The sequence below is a fragment of the Christiangramia oceanisediminis genome (assembly GCF_022570735.2).
In the GTDB taxonomy this organism is placed as follows: Bacteria; Bacteroidota; Bacteroidia; order Flavobacteriales; family Flavobacteriaceae; genus Christiangramia; species Christiangramia oceanisediminis.
The window spans coordinates 614,604-635,548 of sequence record NZ_JANCNS010000003.1 but is presented as its reverse complement, the minus strand read 5'-3'; the positions used below and the strand labels follow the sequence as shown (position 1 = coordinate 635,548).

Genomic DNA, 20,945 nt, shown 5'->3' with positions numbered 1-20,945 from the left:
TTTAACTGCGAATATTGATTTGACAAGAAAATCCAGATCCTGGTTTTGATTGAAAAGTAATAGAACCGTCTATTAAATGAATACGGTTTTCCATATTTCTAAGCCCAGAGAATTTAGCATTCTTTAAATCAGTTCCCTGACCATTATCCTTATAAAGAATATTAAGATTACCCCCTGAATTCTCAAACCTAAGAGTTAAACGGGTAGCCTTGCTGTGTTTACGGAAATTCACTAGTAATTCCTGGATTACACGATAAATCACAATTTTCTTTTCCTGGTTGTAAAAGTCCCATTCGATATTTTTTAAACCAATAATAAAGACTTTAGTTGAGGACGGAACCGTACTGCTAATCATTCCTTGTAGTTCATCTGAAAAATCCGATCCAGTATGGATTAAATTGTTTTCTTTTGAAATATCACGCGTTCTATGGTATACATTGTCCAGCCTATCTATTAAAGTAGATTCTGTTACAGCTGGATCAGTCATTATTTGAAAAATATCATTAGCCAGCTCATCATGAACTTTTTTAGATAGACGGGCCTCGGTATCATGAATTTCCTTGATCTTATCTCTTTTATGTTTTTGTTGAATTAAATAATATAAGATGAAGGCAGCCAGTAACAAGAAAAATAGAATGACAGAAATGACAATTTTTTGAGTTTTCTCTTTTTCAGCTTCCAATTTGCTGGCCGCAGATTGGTGCTCCAACTTCTCTATTTCTTTTAATTTTTGTTCTTCATCAAATTTAATTTTAGCAAATAGGTTTTTGATCTTGTTTCTAGAAGTATTTATACTATCATTTAGATAAAAATATTCCTGTACATAATCCTCTTTAAGATTTTCTTTATTAAGTTGAATAATTACTTCAAGGGCTTGTAATTCCTCCAAAGGATTACCAAAAGCTTTAGCTGTATTTAGATACTGCTCCGCTATCTGTTTGGCTTTAGAAAGATTATGTTCCTGATAAATAGAACTTAAATGTTTGTAACTGCTCAAAAGGCCCTCGATATCATTCGATTTTTTTCTTTGAACTGCAATTCCTTCAAGCTCAGTAATTACATTTTCACCTGTTTTTAAATATTGATTGTAAAAATAATTATCTCTTAGGCTCCAGGTTATTCTAATAGTATCTTGAGCTTTACATAAAGCTGTTTCAAATACTTCATCAGCCTTTTTAAAGTTTTCTATTCTTCTATAATTAACTCCAATATTATTTAGAATAACCAGACTGTCATGGCGAGATTTCACATATTTCAGGGCTTTTTTATTTTCTTTTATGGATGATTCATAATCATCCAATTTTGAGCTGGTTAAAGCCAGCAGGGTATGAACGCTTGCTAAATAAATTGAATCATCCACAGCTATATAATTAAGAGCATCTGTTGCTGTTTGATGACTTCCGGTAAAATCACCAAGTCTATCCTGCGCATTTGCTAATTCTACCAGTCTTTTACCTGCTTTTACAGAATCATGAATTGATTTGTATAGACTTTGGGATCTATACATATTCTCAAGGACTTGTTCCTGTTTATTTAGATATAAGAAGGTTCTGGCTTTTCGATAATATCCTTTTGCCAAATTAGACGTGTCATTGATTGATGCAGCCTTATTTATCATCTCGTTAGAATAATATAACGAGCTATCATAAGACCTTTTAAGATCATGGTAATAAATTTGATAATCCAGGATATCATATAATAGCGTATCGCTTGCTGATTTCACCTGGTGGTTGGCAAGAGCCAAAAGGTTAAGCTTTCTATCTATGTCCTTTTCGTTTTTTGCCTTGACGAATAGTTCATAAGCATAATCGTTTCTAAACTTTTGGATATCGACTTTCTCTGCATTGGTACAGCTAACTATGATAACTAAAATAAAAGCAAATAGAGAGGTAGCTTTATTCATGTGACCAATTTATACAAAAAGCAAAAAATAAAGCCACTTTTAAAAGTGGCTTTATTGTCATCGGTACCTATTAATCATCACCAGGTGGATCTGCCGGAGGGTCAATATGCTCATCATCAGAGTCTGCATAATGAGGAGCATTTATATCTTCCTGAGCTTCTGCAAGACTATCATCTGTACAAGCGATGAATGAAATATTTGCAACCACTATTACTAGTGCTAAAATTATTTTTTTCATGATTTAATTTTTAAATGTTTGACATGGGAATACCTTTAGGGCCAAGCCCTTTTTTTACGGTATTCCGTATTATGGAAATCCGTAAACCGGATACCTTTGGGAAGTTGAAAACCAATACGGCAGCGATGAGTTACTTCCCGGTGACCCTGCAGGCCGTATTGATTAATCATAAGTGAAGAATGTTGCGCAGACCGGGTTGCATGCCCAATCGTCATTCAATCACATCGCAAATATTGGCTATGATGCCGGAATTGGCTGAGACAAGTGTGAGACAAGTGTGAGACAAAATTGTCTCTTTGTAAACCTGTTTGTGAATGAGGGGTCTAGGTATTAAATTGTACAACTGTTTGGGAGGCTAAATTTTGTTTTATGAAGGAATTTTTAGAGCAAATCTTTAATAAGGCTGAAAGGGAATCTGGGCTGAAGAGCTTAAGAGGTAGGTGTGAGTATATATCTGAAAGTTTATTGGAGAATTTCAAGTACCAGCTTTCGTATAAATCTCTTGAGCGGTATTATAAAAATGAAAGTAGCCCTAAAGGAGAAACCAAAGACATGTTGGCTAAATATTTAGGATATTCAGATTATAATGAATTCATCTTAAATAAGCATTCAGGTGATAATGAGAAAATAGAAGTCGAGAGCCATAAAGGACCCTATGCGATAAAAGGCTTTAAACAATGGATTTTGGTATCCTTAATACCTTTAATTGGTACAGCTGGATATGTAGGTTTTTTAAATGGAAGTGAAGAATGTATGGTTTGGGTAGAGGATCACTATGAACCTATAAAATGCGAGGGAGAATTGGGAGAGGTGGCCTACAGGTCATTTTTAGTGAAGAATTTTAGGCAAATTGAAGTAAGTGATACAACTACTTTCTTTAAAAATGGGGAAGTACAGGTGTGGTATGATAAATATAAAAATGATTTGTATTACTTTACGGCTCCGGGTATAAACCCGGAAAATGGAAAAACTTTAAAGCCTATAACCAATTATATGATAGATAAATATGTACTTTCTGAAAGCGAAAAATAGTATAGAGAAAGAACCACGATTTTAAATAAGAGACTGGATAAATCTTATGAAACTGTATTTTCCTGGATAAACTCTGAAGTATTTTTCTTAATCATCTGCTGGTATTTGAGGTAAGAATTTCCAAAGCTATTTGAATAATCATAATTACTAAACTGGTATTCTTCATTGACTCCAGTATCTGTATACAGATTAAACTGGCCGTATTTTGTTACGGGAATCTGGTAATTTCCTTTAAAACGTTTATCTCTTGAACCGTTCTTGTTTACTTTAGCCCAGGTATAATCAATAATTTGTGAGTCCTTCGGTACGCTTCCGGTTTCAGTAAATCTTACGTAGCTGGAATGAAGATCAAGCTCTGTAATACCGATGATGGCAAATTTTGAAGGATCGGTATACATTACAATAAAATAGGGATAAAAATAAAGATCGGCCCCATTAGCGTTTTGAAAAACCATGGCGTCCAATTTACATTTGATAAAATCTAGCGATTTAGTAGTTAACCGAACCTCACTTCTCTTCACTAAAACTCCTGCTGACGACCTGGTGGTGGCTCTGTCTTGATATTGTTCGCTGGTTACGTCCCAAATTTTGTGTGAGGTACAAAGAGAATTAAAATGCTGCCTTAATTGATCGTAACAATTTTGAAATTCTTCATCAAAATTAATATCAAGATTTACATAGCATTGTTCTATTTCCAACTTTATCCTTTTGATTGCGGCTTTTTGCGAGCTGATATCCTTCCTAATATTATCTGCGATACTTTTTATTATTAGGCCGTATAAAAAAAGGTAACTAAATACCAAATACAGCTTGGTAAGACTTAGCTTAGATTCTACTGTAGCCAAATCCTCTTTAAGTTCCGCTCTTTGTTTTCCAGCCATGATAATAGCATCCTTAATACCCTGCATATCACTACTGGTGATTTCATGAATACTAGAACTTGTGATTTCGGTTTCAGTATACGAAATGGAGTTATGGACAAAATTATTAGTATCAGGCTTAGATTTTAGGCCACCTGATAGTTTTTGTCTTTGGTAAATACCGGTGCCGGGAATCCCTGTATTAAGGTAAGTTCCGTCTTTTCCCAGGGTTACGCTGGCTCCTCGAACTCCAATAGAAGTGCTAATCCCGCTTCTGCTTAGATTTAAATGTACACCGGGAATAATTTTGATTCTTTTCCGATATCTCCAGGCCATGATTTAATTATAAGAATTTAAAGAACTAGGAATTGATAATTTTTCGTCTCAGCTTTTGAAATTCTTCTTCCGTAATTTCATTTTGCTCTCTTAAAAGTTTTAAGTTTTTAAGTTCTTCAGAGATCGAATGGGCAGAATTCTGTGCGATTTTACTTAGCTTATCGTTTTGTTCATTTTGATTTTTGAGTACTTTATTTTCATAATCATAGGAGTCATTGCTTTTCGATACCAGGGCTATAATTAATCCCAGTAAAGGACTAAGTAATAAGGATAATAAAAATGCAGCCCAAAAACCTATTTTACGATTTGAACCTATAAAGCCTACAACCAAGCTAAAAATTAACCAGAAAATAAATATTTCCATACAGGTTAATTTTTACATCCATTTTTTGCACAGGTAATCCTGGAAGAAGTATCTACCCAATGATCGGGTTTAGTTTTGGTATTAACCCCGCACCCTGTACTTCCTCCTTTTTCTCCTTTATGAACTTCACCTGTAGGTGTGTGTTTAACCGGCATAATAGTAATTTTTAAATATTTACTTGAAAATTAAATAGTTCAAGTATTACTTATTTACGGTTTCCCATAAAAAAGGTTCTTTTAATCTCCCGGCTTATGCCTGTCGGGTTTTAATTTAGGATGCTTTGGCTTATTATCTGGGGTTACCCTTCTTCTTCGGTCTGGAGTACCGTCTGGTTTTCTAGGCTTGGGTCCTGGTTTAATAGCGGTAATTGTTTCCATAAAATTGAGGAGAATAAAAATTAATTAATCTAAGTCGTATGACACGGTTTACAACAGTCTTCACAACCATTAGATTGTTTATAGGTTTTTTTAGCTTCCCTTACCGCACTATGGCAGTCTACATGCCAACCTAAATCTTTCCTGTTTTCAAAATTAGGAGGATTAGGACAGTTATTTTTTTCATGTACCTCGTGATCTCCATTAGGCTGGGCGTTTTTATTTACATAATAATATGGCATAATAGTATCTTAAAATGATTTAGAGGCAAGGTACAGACCGTAGGTAGTTTTTATTTGCGACATCCCGTAAAGGCAATAATGAAGAGCATCTTACTTTCGTAATAAATAATACCACAAATAAGCTATGGGAGATACAATTGGAGTAATCATGTTATCGTATGATATTAATAAGCTTCATACAAATGTGAAGGATGAAATGCTAAAGCTGGGATATAGTGAACGCTGGAGATATGGTAATGGACCTACCTATGAAATGCCTAATACTACCTTATGGCATGATGAAAAAAGTTCTAATCTTGCCATTAATGATTTACAAAGAGTTTGTAATCGTTTGGGAGTAAAATTAGAAAAAGCGGTAGCAGCTTTATCTAAAGAATTTTCAGGAGTTTAAAATCTAATTACAATCACTATTAAAACTCTCCAAATACTATATCCTCTTCGGCCAATTGCACCGCCAGGCTAATCTTTTCGAGTTGAGACTTCATCTTGCTTTCCTGTATATCATTCTGTATAACCGCTAATGCTTTCTCCCTGGTGACCCCTTCATTGAAACTAGTAACCCAGGTATTAGAAACCTCTTCCATAAGAGACCATTCTTTGTTTATCATTTCCTCAATGAAAATTTCACATTTTTCAATATCATTATTCTTTAGATCTATTGAAATCAAAGCATTTAGTCCCATACGTGTTCGTTCAGATTATTTTGGAAGGCTAATTTAAATCATCTGGACAAAACCCAAAATTAAATAGCCTTTGTATTCTATAATCTAATTTTTTATTGCAGAAAATATGCTTTATATGCCAAACTAAAGAATCTACCAAAGGATACCAGGACTCTGTATTTGGTAGAAAAATTCAACTTTCGTGAAACTGGGTTTGGTATAGTTAGAATCGGTATCATTAACCACGGTAGAAACCTTCACTTTGAAATCCGGTGTAATGTGAGTTTATCTACAATCAGAAAAGCCGTGCAAGATAAGGATAGAGCGATTATGTTAGAAACGGTATTATCATTAATAAGACAAGAAGGAACGAATACATTAAATTTTTTTAAAACGTCTATTACTTCGCTTTTCGTAGCTGATGATTTAATTGCAGTTGTTAAAATTCTATAATTTAAGACGGGAATAAGATATTTTAATTTTTAAAATTCTCATATTTAGTACAAATAAATGTGTAAAAACCAACACTTTAGTGTAAAAATTTATGATTATGATTTATGTAGGTTCTAGTTTGATGGAAAGAGATTGTACAATTTGTAAAAAAGAATTTAGTTTCACTCTAGCGATGCTAACGCGCAAAGCTAAATTCAAATGTCCACATTGTGACAGTTTAATATGTTTAAGTTTGGATGCGAATTCACAACATTTCGAGATCCCAATAAAAATCAATGGGGAAATAGGATGGAAAGATTTCAATTCCCGTTTAAATTAAGGCGTAAAAAAAGGGCCATGACTGCATTACAGAATTAACCCTTTTTTGTTATCTACATTTCGTTTAAAAATAAATTTAATTCACTTACAGAAATATTATAGAAAAGTTAAACTAAATGATTTAGTTTAAAAACCGCAAAATTTAGTTACTCCGTTTAGGATCATTGCTCCTAAAAAACCAACAACAATAGTCAAAACTACCGGATTAATCGAGCCAATTCCTAATGCACCAATTAAAGCCAATAGTGCTACTTCTAAGATTTTTTTCAGTTCAGCCTCTTCATCGATGAGACTTTGAATTTTATCGGCAATCCCGCAAAGGGCCTTTTTAACTCCTTTTGCAATCTTCTTCCTGCTTAACCAACTTAAAAAGCGTTTGAACGGGTTCCAGGCGCCGTAGATCGTTTTCATCCTGGAATCACTAGTCATTAATAATATTTGATCATCAAGTTCGGGTGAGTCGTCTAAATCTTCTTTATCGATCTCCCAATTGATATTACTTTCCATGTATCCAATAGGATCTTTTAGTGTTAGAACTGTTTGAAGTTGTTTTTCTAACTCATCAATGTCAAAATGCTGTTTAATTTCTTCCAGTGCTGCCATAGCTAATAGGTTTAATTGTTATTGTTTGAAAATTAGATATTTATTTAAGCGGAAGAAATACCCGTTAGAGGGTATATTTCAAAAAATATAACTGACAGGTTGAACAATGATTTTGTGTGATACTTCTATGGCTGAGAGATGAGAATCAAATTTTCGGTTTTCATTTAACCTAATCACTCCACTTAGGTTGAATGTCTTTATATTTATTTTATAAATACATTTTCTTGATGCCAGCTTAAAGACTCAACTGAAGGAAACCAGGATTCTTTATTTGGTAGAAAAATTTCTTTTTCATTGAACTGGGTTAAGGTAAAGTTAGAATCGATATCATTAACAACGGTAGATACCTTTACTTTATAATCTGCTGGAATATAAATTAATTCACGATCAAAAGCTCGGTGCAGGGTAGGGGACAGCGCAATTCCGTTAGAAACAGTATCATCATTAGATAGACTAAAAGGATGGATATGACAGGCATCGATCATTTGTATATTGATGGTCCATAATTCTCATCCTAGAGAAGCAACTTTCACGGTTTTTTATATAGATGTTAAAATAATGGTCAAATAAATAATATATTAGCCGCAGAATCCCAACCCTACTTCCGATTCTGGATACTTAAATGTATTATATGGATAAGAAACTCAATGTGAAATTTCACATTTTTGATTTGGAATTTCAACCCTACAAAGAACAAAGTGATAAAATTGGGAGCTTCAACATTATTAAATCCTGCATCAAGTATATCAATGATGAACGCCGGAATAACCGGAGATTTGTAATTATTGATCGACACGAAAAGAGAGACAAGGCTGAATCCAGAAAACTATTTATCTCCTCAGCGGCATTTTCTTTCCCAGATAAAATGTATAAATGCAAAATTCATTTGATTAGAGACAAGTCCCCCTCTTTTATGGACAAAGATACTCTAAGCTTCGAATCAGTCGATATTTTAAAAAATAAAGAGATAGTTGAAACTACCCATTTTTATATCGATATGGATAAATTATCTCATCCAACAATATTATGTGAATATAACAGTGTTGGTCCAAAAATTTCTGATATTGAATACTATTTCAGGTATATCTCTTCTAAAAGTGTTCTTCATATTAGCAAAGCCTGCAAAGCTCAAGTTCATATGGAGAAGTCGGCAGAACAAGTAATGCATTCGCTTCAGAATATCTTCAGATTTAGATTTAGAGCAAGGCCTGAAAATTTACCCGCTTTATATAGAAATACTGAAGACGCATTTTTTTCAGAAATGCAAGCTTTGGGAAAATTAGTCGACCCAAAAACGATTCGAGTAGATTTAGGATTTAGAGATCAAGGTGGTAAGAAAGTAGTTAATGAAACCAACTATAAAATGATGACTACAACCAAAAGACTATTAAATGCAGTTACTAAGGATATAACGATTTTAGAAAACATGGAGGATTTCTATCTAGAATATGAAGATAATGATGGAGAAGATAAAAGTTACAATTTTATTAGAGGTAAGAAAAGCTTAAATTTTAAATGCCCTTTAAAAGAAGGAAAAAAAGGACAAGCTGATCCAAAAGAAATGTTTGTTTTAGCAAACAATGCATATAAGAATTATAGATCTAAAACTATAAATTCACAGAATGATTAATTTTCTATTGGATAAATATTATAAAAGGCCATTACTTTATGACTTAATATTTACTGGTGTTATATTATCAATAATTTATATATGTGAAAACAAGTTTGAAATTGAATTAAGATTAGAAGAAAATGCTAATAATCTCGGAGCAATTGGCCTTACTGTATCAGGTTTTATATTAACTTTACTTACTATACTTCTAACCGTTAAATCGAATACAATAATCAGAGGAGATAAAATTGATGAAAAAGTAAATGCTTTTCAAGTATTTCTAGCCTCTCCTTTGTATTCAAAATCGATAAGAATTTTAAAGAGTGGCGTTCTAATTTTATTATTTGTATCATTTATAACGTTAGCCCTTGCAACACTAGGTAAAAATCTTTATCAATCGTACGGTTTTTACATTAATGTAGTTTGTCTAATTTTCATACTTCTAACATTTCTGCGATGCTTTCATATAATTAATCTCATTTTAGATATGCAAAATAATAAATTAAAAAATTAGATTATGTCTTTAGACACTTACATGGCTGGTCGTAATTTTGAGAACTTACTCAGAAAGGTTTATCCTTCAAAATCAGTTCAAGCAAATAAAAGTTTATTGGAAAACGCTTTAACTATGGAGCAAGGTCATAATTTTGCAAGGCACTTAGGATCTGCAGAAAAACAATTTACTGGGGCACAAAATAAATTGATAAAAACTCTTGCAAAACTATGCACTACAAAACCTTATAATTCAGCTTCTAAATATTTCGAAGAATTAGTAGATAGGACCGAAAGATGCAATTCAGCGGTAAGTTTACATGAAATAGTTGAGAATGCTTTAAAAAAAGCTTCTTCACTGGATAACTCTGGTAGTTGGTAAATAATATTAATTCCTTCTTTTCAGGATTTAATGCTCGAAAAATCTTTAAAATGAGAGATTCAAAGCGATGGCAGATCAGGAATGTAAATAAAATCGATTTAATTAGCTATTTTGAAATTGTCACATCAGGAAGGACGACTAAGTTGTGACATTCATTAATCTTTTTTAAAATTTTCCAAACTATAGGATTTAAGCATTGTGTAAAATTAATTTATAATAGCTTTTTTTCTAATGCTATTAAGGTCAAACCTCTTAATTGAAATTTTACAACTTTCCCTTCCGTCTTTCTCAATAACAGGTTTTTATCTTTTAATTTGGTCAAATAATTATGTAGAAAATCATTTTGATTTTTTACGCCAAATTTTTTAAAGTCTTTATAATCTGAGACCCCAACAGATTCATTTTTTCCAATTTGCTTTAAAATTCCTTTAATTTCTTCACTTAGATTTAATCCATGAAAATTTTCTGAAATCAATTCTTTTAATAAACCATTACAATTATCCTCGGAAATTTCATTTTTAACAAAGTAATTTCCCATTAATTCATTGAAAACCTTTTCTCCCCAGCCATTATCCAATCCGGCCATTTGAGTTCTAACTTTCTTAACTAACCTTAAGCAAATATCATGGCAGTATTTGAAGACGAATCGGATTTCTCCATTTGATGATTCAAATAATCTAGTATATATAGACTCTGGAATTGGAGAAGATCCTTTCTCTTGCCCGGAATGAAATTTGTCTACTCTTTGATCCACCGCTCTCTTCAATGATTCGTCTGAAATTGGTTTTAAATCAATACTAGCTGAAATTCTTTGAGAAACTCTTGGGTCCTTAGTTTGAATAAGGCTATTTAAACCGGCTTGACCAATCAAAATCCACCATACATTTTCCAAAGAAAAAAGCGTATCTCTGAATGTTATTAAAGATTCGCCTAACTCATCCTCTTGTAAATTTTCAATGTTATCTAGAACAATAAAACAGCCGCTAAAGTTTAAAATAGCAACAACTTCTGAAACCATTACCTCTATGACCTCCACTAGCCCTTCATAAGTAGTATCCTTTATAGAGGACACTGATACTTGTCTACCAAAATTACCTCCATAACCCATAACTGACAGCCCAAGCGAATAACTGGCAGCAGATCGTTTGTTAATCCATTCGGAAATCTTTTTTGTCTCAGGAGGTAAAGTTGCACCAGTCATACTGCAATATACCTGGATCGACTTACAAAGAGACTGGACACATCTTTCAGCTATAAATCTAGGTTCATCATACGGATTCACTGGACAGAGTTGTCGTGCAGCAAGAAGCCTTGGACCAAATGGAGCATGACCGCTCTCTAAAAGGAACTGTTGAACATTGAAAAAACTTGTTTTGCCAACACCAGGTACTCCTGAGAGGACTAATATTCCTTCTTTATTAGAATCAATAGCGTTCAAAAATTCGATTTGTTCCTCATTTCGGCCCATCAGCAAGTCCACATCTTGCAGACTAACATTTAAAGGCTTTGTATTATAAGGATTTTCTCTAAACCCTAATCTTTCCCAAAATTCCATATAAATATGTAGAATAATCTTTTAATAAATACGGGTGATTAAAATGCCCGTTTAATAATTCGCAATATAACCCTTTAGCCTAAAATATTTGCAAAATGCTATTTTAAAAAATAAACTCGCCAAAAACGTGGCAAAAGATTTTAAAAGAAATTTTTTTTTCCGATCTATAAAATAGCTGATATCTACTTTATAATGTGTCGCAATTCGATAAAGTGTTTCAATAGTTGGATTACCTTCTGCCCTTTCAATTCTACCTATTTGATTCGCGGATCTTCCTACGATATTGCCTAGTTCCAACTGAGAGATATTTTCTTTTTTCCTTAAAGATCTTATTCTGTTCCCTATGTTGACAAGCAACTTATTTAATTCATCCTGACTCATTTTATAAAAGTTGCCATTCTCTAGAAATAAAATCAACACATATATGTGTTGAAATAGAAATTTTAATTATATTTACGTCATTAATATATTTGCGAAACTTCTTTAAGTAAAATATTAGAAGCATTCGCTTAGAGTCTCGCGTTAGAAAACTGGTAATTTTATGCAACGAGATGATAAGCAAGGATGCTCACGACCCGGGCGTGGGCTCTCTTATCGTTGCACGGTATACCAGTACCTCTGACGTGGTAAGTTGAGTTTCGCGCCCATTTTTTATGCGTTTACTTTTCTTCTCAAAGCTTTTGTTTCTTCATAGCAGAAGTCGCTTTAAAAGTATAACCCTACATATTAATAAGGCCAAGGTGGCCAGCACTTGATTAAGTGTAATCATTAATTCCTGTTTGCGGGAACAGGATAATTGGTATAACAATCCCGTGGGATGCCGGTACAATCCCTACCGTACCGGGAGTTGGGAGGGAAGCCTCATGTAGTGCTCAAGAACTCATTTGGCTGGGTATAATGGTAGGACGAGGATGCCTTTTTTTGCTCCAATTATTAATAGTTTGTTTTAGTCAACAAAAAAATCGCTTATGCTAAAAAGAAAGATGAACACTCGTTTTGACGGGTAGAAGCAACAAAGCCTTCCCTTGAGATTGGCGTCGTACAGGGAAGGCCTAAGCTTTAATAAAACTAATGTTTCATTTAACTCATGTAAAATTATGAAAAATTTTTACAGGAGGGGCATGTTAATTATCATGTTCCTACTGGCTATGGGATTACTGGTGATCCTCGCCATATCCCAGGCCCAGGCAGCAACGCCTAAAATTTGTCCCTTCCTATTACAAAAAGAAATTTCGGGAACGGTAAGCGACCAGGACGGTGAGCCATTGTTAGGCGTTACCGTACTGGTGAAGAACCGGCAGTATGGTACTACCACGAATGACCTTGGAGAATTTACAATAAATGCATCCCCGGGTGATACCCTGGTTTTCTCATCTATTGGCTATAAAACACTGGAAATACCAATAGATGGGAATAGCCAGATACGAATATTATTAGAAGAGGATATAGCCTCCCTAAACGAGATACAATTGAATGCAGGATATTACAGCGTGACGGAGCGGGAGCGCACAGGTAATATATCCAGGGTTACGGCAGAAGAAATAGAAAATCAACCGGTGCTTAACCCGCTTGCCGCCATCCAGGGAAGAATGCCCGGGGTAGAAGTAACTCAGGCCACCGGGGTCCCGGGTGGCGGCTTTGATATTAAAATAAGGGGAACCAACAGTTTACGAGCAGATGGGAATGCTCCTTTATTTATCATAGACGGGGTCCCTTACCCAACCAACCCAACGACTGACGACCGGGTTGGAAAGGCCAGCTTGCAAACCAGTCCGTTAGCCAATATTGATATTTCTACAATTTCCAGTATCGAGGTGTTAAAAGATGCTGATGCCACGGCGATATATGGTTCCCGGGGTGCGAATGGGGTGGTATTAATTACGACTAAATCAGCAAAATCTGGTGAGGCCAATTATCGCATTAACATTCAACGAGGAGTTGGTCAGGTCGCCAATAGGATGGACCTTCTTAATACGGAGCAATACCTGGCATTGAGGAGAGAAGCCTATGAGAATTCTGGAACAGAACCATCTGCCGCCGGTGCTCCGGACCTCTTAACCTGGGACCAGGAACGAGAAACGGACTGGCAGGAAGAGTTATTTGGTGGTACAGCAGAATTTACGAATATTCAATCGAGCCTTAGCGGAGGAAACAATCAAACTACCTATAGGGCCGGAGTTGGATTTAGAGAAGATGAAACGGTTTTTCCTGGAGATTTCAAGAACCGGCTCTTTTCAGGAAATATCAACCTTGATCATAGATCCAAAAACAACAAATTTTCAGCCAATTTTGCGGGTAACTACAGCGTAAACCGTAACGAGCTACCTAAAGCCGATCTTACCCTGGCGGCCTTGACACTTGCTCCCAACGCGCCAGCCTTATTTAATCCTGACGGAAGTTTGAACTGGGAGAATTCTACTTTTTCCAATCCCCTGGCTTCTTTAGAAGAACGATACCGTGGAGAAACCAATAACCTGGTGAGCAGTGCTACCCTCGGTTACAGGATATTGCCTGGCTTAAAAATAAGTTCCAGGTTTGGATATACTCATATAAATACCCGGGAAGACCAATATACACCACAGTCTGCTTTCGATCCTTCCATATCGTTTAATAGAAGGGAATCTTCTAATAACCATTCCAGGTTGCAAACCTGGATTGTGGAGCCGCAATTAGACTTTAATAAAAAATTGGGTGATTTTAATGTGTCTGCTCTTGTAGGTGCCACCGTACAGGAAACCACAAATGAGAGGCAGGTTTTAAGGGCTACGGGTTTCAATAGTGATGAACTTCTTGAGAATATCCAGGCTGCGGGTAATACCCAAATATTATTCTCTGGTAATACCGAATATAAGTACCGCGCTTTATATGGAAGGTTTCATACAGATTATAAAGATAAATACCTATTAAACCTTACCGGGAGACGTGACGGGTCCAGTAGGTTTGGCCCCGGCAGGGAATATGCATCTTTTGGTGCAGTGGGAGCCGGAAGGATCTTTTCTGCAGAGGATTTTATTGCGAAAAATCTCCCGTTTCTAAGTTTTGGGAAGCTTCGATTTAGCTATGGAACCACCGGTAGTGACCAAATTGGAGATTACCAGTTTCTAGATCTTTGGTCTGCAACTTCGGTAAGTTTCCAGGGAAGCCCGGGATTATATCCTACGCGCCTGGTAAACCGTGATTTTGGTTGGGAAACTAATAGGAAGCTGGAGGGTGGTTTGGAATTAGGCCTAATCGACGATGCCGTTTATTTGAGCGCCAGCTATTACCGCAACCGGTCTTCAAACCAGCTTATTGGTTTACCCTTACCGGGCACTACAGGTTTTACGAGCATACAGTATAATTTTCCTGCACTGGTAGAAAATAAAGGCTGGGAACTTGCCTTATCTATACAAAATATAACAGGTGAGGATTTTAGTTGGGCTACTAATTTTAATATAACTATTCCAAAGAATACGCTACTGGAGTTTGATGATATTGAGAATTCTCCATACAGCACAACTTACACCGTTGGCGAATCCTTATCGATCCAAAAAGGATATTTATTAAACGGAGTAAATCCAGAAACAGGAGTCTATGAATTTGAAGATTTAAACGAGGACGGTTTTATAGGCTTTCCGGATGATATTGTAGATCTGGTGGACCTTGATCCTGAATTTTACGGAGGATTTCAGAATAGCCTAAATTTTAAAGGCTTTGCTTTAGACTTTTTGTTCCAGTTCGTAAAGCAGCAGGGCAGGACCTACTACCAGACCTTCGGTCTGCCTGGGTTGCCCAATAACCAGCCTTTAGAGTTATTAGACCGTTGGCAGGCAGCTGGAGATAATGCTACTTTCCAGAAGGCTGAAAGTGGATTTGGATCTCCTTATTTTGCTTTTCAGCAACTTTTAAGTAGTTCTTTAACCTATACAGATGCTTCGTATGTACGTCTAAAGAATCTATCCCTCTCCTATAATTTGCCGGAGTTTGCCGGAATAAACAGTCGAATCTATTTCCAGGGACAAAATCTTTTCACAGTTACCAATTATAAAGGTTTAGATCCTGAAAATGCGGGTTCCAACCTTATTCCGCCATTACGGTTCCTAAGCCTGGGACTGGATATTAATTTTTAAATCAATTGATATGATCAACAAAAATATTCTAATAAGAATTCGCCGACACACTTTTCTTAAGGTTGTAACCGGTATTTATCTCTTTTTCACATTTGGATGTGATACCATAGAGGTAGAGGAACCTAATTTTCAATTAACCAGTACTACTGTTTTTGAAGAGGACGAGACCGCAGAAGCTGCGGTACTGGGTATTTATAGTAATATGATGTCTTCTGAAGGTTTCGTGAGCGGAAGTTTTCAAAGTCTAACTACCGTAACTGGCCTGGCAGCAGACGACCTGGTGGATTATAGTTTTAATCCAACTCAAAGGCAGTTTTTCGAAAATGCGCTGGTGCCAACAAATACTATTTTAGAGTTCAATATTTGGAATGAATCTTACCGGTACATCTACCATGCAAATGCAGTCCTGGAAGGAATTGAGGAATCCTCGAATCTCACCCCGGAAGTAGCCAAACGTTTAGAGGGAGAGACTAGGTTTTTACGCGCTTTTTGTTACTTCCATCTGGTTAACCTGTTTGGTGAGATTCCTTTAACCACGGGCACCGACTACGAACTTAATTCGAGTTTGGAGGCATCAGCGGTAGCGGACATATATCAATTAATCGGGGAAGATCTCAATGCAGCAATAGAAAGTCTACCAGAAGATTATTCTTTTGCGGGAGGCGAAAGAATTCGCCCTAATAAATGGGCTGCTCATGCTTTTTTAGCCAGGGTAGAATTATATCGTCAAAACTGGAACGCAGCAGAGCTTCACGCTTCCCAGGTTATAGATCAGTCCTTATATTCCTTACCGGAAGATCTCAATGCCGTTTTCCTGGCGAATAGCATGGAAGCCATTCTGCAATTCCGGCCAATCCTTAGGAATTTCAACACAAAGGAAGGAAGGATGTTCATCCTGAATTTCAATCCTTTTCATGTGAGTTTAAGGCCTGGTCTTGTGGAGTCTTTTGAGGCCGAAGATCTTCGTCGAAGCCAGTGGATTGGTAGCCTTACGACCAATCAAACCTATTATTATCCTTTTAAATACAAAGTTCGATTTTCTCCAACCCTTACGGAATATTCGATGGTATTTCGTTTAGCCGAGCAGTATTTAATAAGGGCTGAAGCGAGAACGATGCAGGGAGATCTTACCGGAGGATTACAGGATCTCAACACCATACGGTCCAGGGCTGGTTTATCACCCCTTGAGATATCGGACGCTGGAGAATTGCTTGATGCTATCCTTCTTGAACGAAGGCATGAATTATTCACAGAACGAGCTCATCGCTGGTATGATTTAAAAAGAACCGAGCGAGCAACTGAGGTGCTGGAGCCCCTAAAAGAGCAATGGCAAGAATCAGATGTGCTATTCCCAATTCCACAAAACGAAATAAGAAAGAATTCAAACCTAGAGCAGAATGCGGGATATTAGTTTATTTATAAATGTAGAAAAGTTCTTTAGGAATAGAAAATTTACATATTGTATAATCTTTTTGTTTTTCCTGGTTCCGAATATTCGGGGCCAGGATTCCCTACCATTGAAGCCTGATCGTTTCTATAGTATCCATACAACAGAAGGGACCTTTATGGATATAGATGTATCGCCCAGGGATAACAGTATTGTCTTTAACTTGCTGGGTAAGCTATTTTTAATGGATGCTGAGGGCGGTAACCCACAACAACTTACCTTCGGAATGCAATGGGATTCCCATCCTGTATTTTCTCCTGACGGAAGTAAGATCGCCTTTATTTCCGACAGGTCGGGTGCGGATAATTTGTATGTAATGGATCTTGACGGAAAAAATGTTAAACCAATTACTCATCATAATCAATACGAAAGTAAATCCAGTGTGGAATGGTTGACTTCGGGAAATGCCTTAAGAGATTCTGATTCCATTTATAATTTAGAAGGAGAGTTTTCTCGAAAAACACGGGGTTGGACTAAGGGTAGTATTTTGGATGACAGGGGTTACGTGATTTATGATGATTACCTCAGATCCTTTGACCTGGAAACCAATAGCATTGATACGGTAATTCGTTTAAATGGGAACAAATCTACACAAGCCGTTATCTCCAGCGATGGAAATTATTTAGCTTTTGTGAATCTAAGCACTCGAAGAGGAATGAGTAATTCAAAATATGTAATCCAAAATTACCTGAATGTGTATGATCTAAAGGGTAAAGCTCTATTATTCAAAAAGGTAATAGGGCGACACTTAGAATTCATACCGAGGTTTAGTTTTGATAAAAATAATGAGAATATAATCATTGGTTACGGTGGGAAAATTCACCGAATAAATGTTAAAAGTCAACAGGATACCATAATACCGTTTGCAGCGAATATACAAGTGGAAGCAGCGCCTTTAGTTTATAATCAAAATAGGTTATCCACAGATAGTTTGGAATTGAGGTATATGCGTTATCCTCAATTGAATAATAGCAAAAGGAAGCTCTATTTTTCAACACAGGCAAGGATTTATGAGTATGACTTTGAATCAGGGAAAAACATGCAATTGATAGATGCAGATCATGGACAGTTTTTTCCGAAGTTAATTAAGAAAGGAGAAGAAATCATTTATTCTTCCTGGGATAATAATGAGAAAGGTTTTATCTGGTGCTATAACCTTAGAAAAAAGGAGCTGGATACAATTTTAAATAAAACAGGACTATACAAACACCTCGATGTTAGTGAAGATGGAAAATATATTGCTTTTATTGAAGGTGCCCGTAATTATCAAAGGAACATGGAAAGTTTCACTGATGGCATTTTAAAAGTCCTGGACAGGGATGAGGGGAAAATAATTATGCCGTTAACTGCTCCAATTCCTTTTAGGAATCGTTTGACAATCGATGGGGAATGGATATTTCATATAGTTAAAGTTCCTGGAGGGAAACAACTTGTCAAAACCAATTTTAAAAGAACCCTTGGAGAGTAGAATAATAGCCAGGTTTGAAAATGTGGAACATGGTATTGTTTCTAAGGATTTAAAATACATGGCTTATCTACGTAAAAATATGCTCTTTTTAACCCAGCTGCATGATAAAAGTATGCCTATAGCCTCGACGGATAGTAATAGTATAAAGGTTTCCAACCTTGGAGTGTTGGATTATTCTTTTGATCCAGGTTCTGGAGATTTATTGTGGTTTAATGGAAACTATTTATTCCGTATTCATCCGAAAATGATACTTGATCAATGCAGTTCGGGCCAATGCACGGAGGAATTTTTAAATGATCAGGCTGTAAAAATCAGTGTAAACAAATCTATCCAAACGAATACAAGGGTTTTGGCGCTGGAAGGCGCCCGGCTTATCACCATGCAAGGAAGAGAGATTATAGAAGATGGTACCGTTATTATTGAAAAAGGAAGGATCAAAGAAATTGGTCACTCAGACAGTATTCTAATTCCTGAGAGCGCAAAACGGATTGATTTTTCTTGTAAAACAATTATGCCTGGTTTTATCGACTTACATGCTCACCACGATGCTCCCCCAGATGTACTTGTAGATCAATACTCTAAATTGCTCATGGACCTGGCGTTCGGTATTACCACTATAAGAGACCCGGCAGGCAAACCTCAAATGCAGGCTTACTCAGAAATGGCCCAAACGGGAAGATTAAAGTCCTCCCGATTGATTCCATTCTTTGCATTGGGTCATCCTCATTTTGAAATAAAAGATTATCAAGATGCTTTATCCTGGGTTAAAAGAGAAAAACAAAGAGGAGCTATCTTCATCAAAATTCATGATTTATGGCCAAGAAAGATTAGGCAATGGTTAATCAAGGCCGCCAGGAATGAGAATATTAATATTACCGGTCACGCCGACTTTTCTAGTTACACTACAAGCCTAGATGCTTCGGCATTTTTTGATGGTTTAACGGGAGTTGAACATGCTATTAAAATAGGCGGAATGTATGATGATTTGATTCAATTAATAGCAAAAAGCCAGACCTGGTATACAGTTGCGGGTATTTCTGAATTTGATAATCATTCCAAATTCAAAAAGTTTTTTAAATCGGGAACTAAGGATGTTGAAATATTCAAAGAATGGAATAAAGGGGAAACTTTAAAGAAATTTATTAATAACAAGGACAAAATTTCTGGAGAAGATTCCAAAGCTGCTTTATATTTAGGAAGTTCAGTAACCTTATCGAAAAGTGGAGGCAACATAGGGATTGGTTCACATACGGACACTCCTGGATTGCCTTATCATTGGGAAATATGGCAGCATGAGGAACACGGCCTTAGCAGGCACAGAGTATTGGAACTTGCCACTTTAGGCGGGGCAACTGCTATGGGATTGCAACACGACTTAGGGTCGCTTGAGAAAGGAAAGATTGCAGACCTGGTTGTACTTAACGGCAATCCACTAGAAAATATTGAGCATACAGCTAATGTCCACACCGTTATAAAAAATGGTAATCTTTATGAATCGAAAGGCTTATTTGAAGCTTATTTTCTAAAGATGGAACAGCAAAAACAAAATTCTAATAGCCAGTGAAAATAACCAGGTTCTTATCGTAGATAGCCATAAGTTTATCTTTGTGAATGGTATATTCAACTGGGCGCTTTCGATTTATTTTGGGAAGGTAAAAGCTATGTAAATATTTTCCATATTTTAAATTATAAACATCTATAGTTACCTGTTGCTGAAATTGCTTAAGACTTTGATTGTTACTCTTTATTATTGATTCTACGTAAAGTTTACTATCATTTACAAAAAGATTCTTGTTTACGCGAAGGGGCGGGCTTGAAATCGTGAGTGTTTTATCAAAGGTCGAAATATCTATTTGAGCAGTTGAAATAGTATCTATAGTTTTTCCTGCATACTGGAGTTTTAATGTATTATCAAAAACGAGGAATTCATTCCTATAATAAAGAAGATAGATGAGGTAATTATTTTTCTGAAAAAGCCGTCCATCCGTATCAAAGATTCCATCTTGTTGTTTTTTAGGATGGTATATGTTGATGGCCTTGCCGATCGAATCAATAGCAGCTAGCATATTTTGTTGCTTGTGCATATCGTAGGTTCTGAATGCAATAGTATTTGAATCTATTTGGATATAATTATCAAATCTCCATTCGAGTTCATTGGTCTCGTTTATATTCTTGTTTATAAGGTTACCTTTAATAAATATACCGTTGGAACCATCTACAAAATATGTATTGGGATATTGAATTGCTAATTTTAGCTTATCAGGGTCAAAGTTTGGAAATTGTCTCCTGTCGATATTGAAGTTTAGGTGAATTGTATCTTTTGTTTTTAGATCATACCTAAGGATATGGGCTGGTGCGCTTTTATGTCCCAGGAATATGTGATTTTCATGAACTCCGGTGAAGTAGTATCCAGTGTAACCTAAAGGTATAGTATCCTTGATCAGAAATTCAGGGGATTCAAAGTTTCGATTAAATCCCATGGGTGTTGAAAGTCG

Annotated in this window: 23 protein-coding genes; 10 read left to right on the top strand and 13 right to left on the bottom strand. The window is 35.9% G+C overall.

The window, feature by feature from the left end:
* Position 1 precedes the first annotated feature (1 nt).
* Both MKO06_RS15660 and MKO06_RS15655 read right to left on the bottom strand, forming a co-directional pair.
* The gene (locus tag MKO06_RS15660; RefSeq protein WP_241552202.1) at positions 2-1,903 is read right to left on the bottom strand and encodes a tetratricopeptide repeat-containing sensor histidine kinase; all 1,902 of its coding nucleotides are present in this window, start codon (positions 1,901-1,903) and stop codon (positions 2-4) included.
* A gap of 70 nt (positions 1,904-1,973) precedes the next feature.
* Positions 1,974-2,141 (bottom strand): hypothetical protein, encoded by a 168-nt coding sequence (locus MKO06_RS15655; RefSeq protein WP_156283494.1) that lies wholly within the window; start codon positions 2,139-2,141, stop codon positions 1,974-1,976.
* A 23-nt stretch (positions 2,142-2,164) separates the two neighbouring features.
* Here MKO06_RS15655 and MKO06_RS15650 point away from each other — a divergent pair, with 23 nt between their 5' ends.
* Both MKO06_RS15650 and MKO06_RS15645 read left to right on the top strand, forming a co-directional pair.
* Positions 2,165-2,317 (top strand): hypothetical protein, encoded by a 153-nt coding sequence (locus MKO06_RS15650; protein WP_241552201.1) that lies wholly within the window; start codon positions 2,165-2,167, stop codon positions 2,315-2,317.
* A 193-nt stretch (positions 2,318-2,510) separates the two neighbouring features.
* Positions 2,511-3,173, top strand: a complete 663-nt coding sequence (locus MKO06_RS15645; RefSeq protein ID WP_241552200.1) for a hypothetical protein — start codon at positions 2,511-2,513, stop codon at positions 3,171-3,173.
* Positions 3,174-3,217: 44 nt separating this feature from the next.
* Here the strand turns inward: MKO06_RS15645 and MKO06_RS15640 are convergent, their stop codons facing one another.
* From MKO06_RS15640 to MKO06_RS15620, 5 genes are all read right to left on the bottom strand, one after another.
* On the bottom strand, positions 3,218-4,369 hold the full coding sequence (locus MKO06_RS15640) for a DUF4236 domain-containing protein (protein WP_241552199.1): 1,152 nt from the start codon (positions 4,367-4,369) through the stop codon (positions 3,218-3,220).
* A gap of 25 nt (positions 4,370-4,394) precedes the next feature.
* Positions 4,395-4,733 (bottom strand): SHOCT domain-containing protein, encoded by a 339-nt coding sequence (locus tag MKO06_RS15635; RefSeq protein WP_241552198.1) that lies wholly within the window; start codon positions 4,731-4,733, stop codon positions 4,395-4,397.
* 5 nt (positions 4,734-4,738) lie between these two features.
* Positions 4,739-4,888, bottom strand: a complete 150-nt coding sequence (locus MKO06_RS15630) for a hypothetical protein (protein ID WP_197092352.1) — start codon at positions 4,886-4,888, stop codon at positions 4,739-4,741.
* An 81-nt stretch (positions 4,889-4,969) separates the two neighbouring features.
* The gene (locus MKO06_RS15625; protein ID WP_241552197.1) at positions 4,970-5,110 is read right to left on the bottom strand and encodes a hypothetical protein; all 141 of its coding nucleotides are present in this window, start codon (positions 5,108-5,110) and stop codon (positions 4,970-4,972) included.
* 29 nt (positions 5,111-5,139) lie between these two features.
* A complete protein-coding gene (locus MKO06_RS15620) occupies positions 5,140-5,349 on the bottom strand; it encodes a hypothetical protein (protein ID WP_241552196.1) in 210 nt (69 codons plus the stop codon).
* Between the two features lie 124 nt (positions 5,350-5,473).
* Here MKO06_RS15620 and MKO06_RS15615 point away from each other — a divergent pair, with 124 nt between their 5' ends.
* Entirely contained in the window at positions 5,474-5,740 is a 267-nt protein-coding gene (locus MKO06_RS15615) for a hypothetical protein (protein WP_241552195.1), read from the top strand.
* A 19-nt stretch (positions 5,741-5,759) separates the two neighbouring features.
* On the opposite strand, the gene MKO06_RS15610 is transcribed toward MKO06_RS15615, so the two are convergent.
* The 3 genes from MKO06_RS15610 to MKO06_RS15600 all read right to left on the bottom strand — a co-directional run bounded on the left by MKO06_RS15610 (position 5,760) and on the right by MKO06_RS15600 (position 7,870).
* Positions 5,760-6,032: a hypothetical protein gene (locus MKO06_RS15610; protein ID WP_241552194.1), complete on the bottom strand. Its 273-nt coding sequence runs from the start codon at positions 6,030-6,032 to the stop codon at positions 5,760-5,762.
* Between the two features lie 876 nt (positions 6,033-6,908).
* A complete protein-coding gene (locus tag MKO06_RS15605) occupies positions 6,909-7,385 on the bottom strand; it encodes a hypothetical protein (RefSeq protein ID WP_241552193.1) in 477 nt (158 codons plus the stop codon).
* A gap of 203 nt (positions 7,386-7,588) precedes the next feature.
* On the bottom strand, positions 7,589-7,870 hold the full coding sequence (locus MKO06_RS15600; protein ID WP_241552192.1) for an HNH endonuclease: 282 nt from the start codon (positions 7,868-7,870) through the stop codon (positions 7,589-7,591).
* 146 nt (positions 7,871-8,016) lie between these two features.
* Between MKO06_RS15600 and MKO06_RS15595 the strand changes: the two genes are divergently transcribed.
* From MKO06_RS15595 to MKO06_RS15585, 3 genes are read left to right on the top strand one after another with little or no spacing between them, the layout of a single operon-like run.
* On the top strand, positions 8,017-9,015 hold the full coding sequence (locus tag MKO06_RS15595) for a hypothetical protein (protein ID WP_241552191.1): 999 nt from the start codon (positions 8,017-8,019) through the stop codon (positions 9,013-9,015).
* Positions 9,008-9,511 (top strand): hypothetical protein, encoded by a 504-nt coding sequence (locus MKO06_RS15590; RefSeq protein WP_241552190.1) that lies wholly within the window; start codon positions 9,008-9,010, stop codon positions 9,509-9,511. Before MKO06_RS15595 ends, MKO06_RS15590 begins: the two co-directional genes overlap by 8 nt.
* A gap of 3 nt (positions 9,512-9,514) precedes the next feature.
* Positions 9,515-9,871, top strand: a complete 357-nt coding sequence (locus MKO06_RS15585; RefSeq protein WP_241552189.1) for a hypothetical protein — start codon at positions 9,515-9,517, stop codon at positions 9,869-9,871.
* A gap of 211 nt (positions 9,872-10,082) precedes the next feature.
* On the opposite strand, the gene MKO06_RS15580 is transcribed toward MKO06_RS15585, so the two are convergent.
* A complete protein-coding gene (locus MKO06_RS15580) occupies positions 10,083-11,426 on the bottom strand; it encodes a hypothetical protein (protein ID WP_241552188.1) in 1,344 nt (447 codons plus the stop codon).
* A 51-nt stretch (positions 11,427-11,477) separates the two neighbouring features.
* Positions 11,478-11,807 (bottom strand): helix-turn-helix domain-containing protein, encoded by a 330-nt coding sequence (locus MKO06_RS15575; RefSeq protein ID WP_241552187.1) that lies wholly within the window; start codon positions 11,805-11,807, stop codon positions 11,478-11,480.
* 716 nt (positions 11,808-12,523) lie between these two features.
* Here MKO06_RS15575 and MKO06_RS15570 point away from each other — a divergent pair.
* From MKO06_RS15570 to MKO06_RS15555, 4 genes are all read left to right on the top strand, one after another.
* The gene (locus tag MKO06_RS15570; protein ID WP_241552186.1) at positions 12,524-15,535 is read left to right on the top strand and encodes a SusC/RagA family TonB-linked outer membrane protein; all 3,012 of its coding nucleotides are present in this window, start codon (positions 12,524-12,526) and stop codon (positions 15,533-15,535) included.
* Between the two features lie 10 nt (positions 15,536-15,545).
* Positions 15,546-16,946 (top strand): RagB/SusD family nutrient uptake outer membrane protein, encoded by a 1,401-nt coding sequence (locus tag MKO06_RS15565; RefSeq protein WP_241552185.1) that lies wholly within the window; start codon positions 15,546-15,548, stop codon positions 16,944-16,946.
* Positions 16,947-17,100: 154 nt separating this feature from the next.
* Positions 17,101-18,450, top strand: a complete 1,350-nt coding sequence (locus tag MKO06_RS15560) for a hypothetical protein (protein WP_241552184.1) — start codon at positions 17,101-17,103, stop codon at positions 18,448-18,450.
* Positions 18,440-20,014, top strand: a complete 1,575-nt coding sequence (locus MKO06_RS15555) for an amidohydrolase family protein (RefSeq protein WP_241552183.1) — start codon at positions 18,440-18,442, stop codon at positions 20,012-20,014. Before MKO06_RS15560 ends, MKO06_RS15555 begins: the two co-directional genes overlap by 11 nt.
* Here the strand turns inward: MKO06_RS15555 and MKO06_RS15550 are convergent.
* On the bottom strand, positions 20,001-20,930 hold the full coding sequence (locus tag MKO06_RS15550) for a hypothetical protein (RefSeq protein WP_256946193.1): 930 nt from the start codon (positions 20,928-20,930) through the stop codon (positions 20,001-20,003). The genes MKO06_RS15555 and MKO06_RS15550 overlap by 14 nt on opposite strands.
* Between the last annotated feature and the right edge of the window lie 15 nt (positions 20,931-20,945).

Excerpts from the sequence above, each read along its gene's own strand:
- MKO06_RS15660 (WP_241552202.1), bottom strand. The coding sequence starts at position 1,903 with ATGAATAAAGCTACCTCTCTATTTGCTTTTATTTTAGTTATCATAGTT.
- MKO06_RS15655 (WP_156283494.1), bottom strand. The coding sequence starts at position 2,141 with ATGAAAAAAATAATTTTAGCACTAGTAATAGTGGTTGCAAATATTTCA.
- MKO06_RS15650 (WP_241552201.1), top strand. The coding sequence starts at position 2,165 with ATGGGAATACCTTTAGGGCCAAGCCCTTTTTTTACGGTATTCCGTATT.
- MKO06_RS15645 (WP_241552200.1), top strand. The coding sequence starts at position 2,511 with ATGAAGGAATTTTTAGAGCAAATCTTTAATAAGGCTGAAAGGGAATCT.
- MKO06_RS15640 (WP_241552199.1), bottom strand. The coding sequence starts at position 4,369 with ATGGCCTGGAGATATCGGAAAAGAATCAAAATTATTCCCGGTGTACAT.
- MKO06_RS15635 (WP_241552198.1), bottom strand. The coding sequence starts at position 4,733 with ATGGAAATATTTATTTTCTGGTTAATTTTTAGCTTGGTTGTAGGCTTT.
- MKO06_RS15630 (WP_197092352.1), bottom strand. The coding sequence starts at position 4,888 with ATGCCGGTTAAACACACACCTACAGGTGAAGTTCATAAAGGAGAAAAA.
- MKO06_RS15625 (WP_241552197.1), bottom strand. The coding sequence starts at position 5,110 with ATGGAAACAATTACCGCTATTAAACCAGGACCCAAGCCTAGAAAACCA.
- MKO06_RS15620 (WP_241552196.1), bottom strand. The coding sequence starts at position 5,349 with ATGCCATATTATTATGTAAATAAAAACGCCCAGCCTAATGGAGATCAC.
- MKO06_RS15615 (WP_241552195.1), top strand. The coding sequence starts at position 5,474 with ATGGGAGATACAATTGGAGTAATCATGTTATCGTATGATATTAATAAG.
- MKO06_RS15610 (WP_241552194.1), bottom strand. The coding sequence starts at position 6,032 with ATGGGACTAAATGCTTTGATTTCAATAGATCTAAAGAATAATGATATT.
- MKO06_RS15605 (WP_241552193.1), bottom strand. The coding sequence starts at position 7,385 with ATGGCAGCACTGGAAGAAATTAAACAGCATTTTGACATTGATGAGTTA.
- MKO06_RS15600 (WP_241552192.1), bottom strand. The coding sequence starts at position 7,870 with ATGATCGATGCCTGTCATATCCATCCTTTTAGTCTATCTAATGATGAT.
- MKO06_RS15595 (WP_241552191.1), top strand. The coding sequence starts at position 8,017 with ATGGATAAGAAACTCAATGTGAAATTTCACATTTTTGATTTGGAATTT.
- MKO06_RS15590 (WP_241552190.1), top strand. The coding sequence starts at position 9,008 with ATGATTAATTTTCTATTGGATAAATATTATAAAAGGCCATTACTTTAT.
- MKO06_RS15585 (WP_241552189.1), top strand. The coding sequence starts at position 9,515 with ATGTCTTTAGACACTTACATGGCTGGTCGTAATTTTGAGAACTTACTC.
- MKO06_RS15580 (WP_241552188.1), bottom strand. The coding sequence starts at position 11,426 with ATGGAATTTTGGGAAAGATTAGGGTTTAGAGAAAATCCTTATAATACA.
- MKO06_RS15575 (WP_241552187.1), bottom strand. The coding sequence starts at position 11,807 with ATGAGTCAGGATGAATTAAATAAGTTGCTTGTCAACATAGGGAACAGA.
- MKO06_RS15570 (WP_241552186.1), top strand. The coding sequence starts at position 12,524 with ATGAAAAATTTTTACAGGAGGGGCATGTTAATTATCATGTTCCTACTG.
- MKO06_RS15565 (WP_241552185.1), top strand. The coding sequence starts at position 15,546 with ATGATCAACAAAAATATTCTAATAAGAATTCGCCGACACACTTTTCTT.
- MKO06_RS15560 (WP_241552184.1), top strand. The coding sequence starts at position 17,101 with ATGGATATAGATGTATCGCCCAGGGATAACAGTATTGTCTTTAACTTG.
- MKO06_RS15550 (WP_256946193.1), bottom strand. The coding sequence starts at position 20,930 with ATGGGATTTAATCGAAACTTTGAATCCCCTGAATTTCTGATCAAGGAT.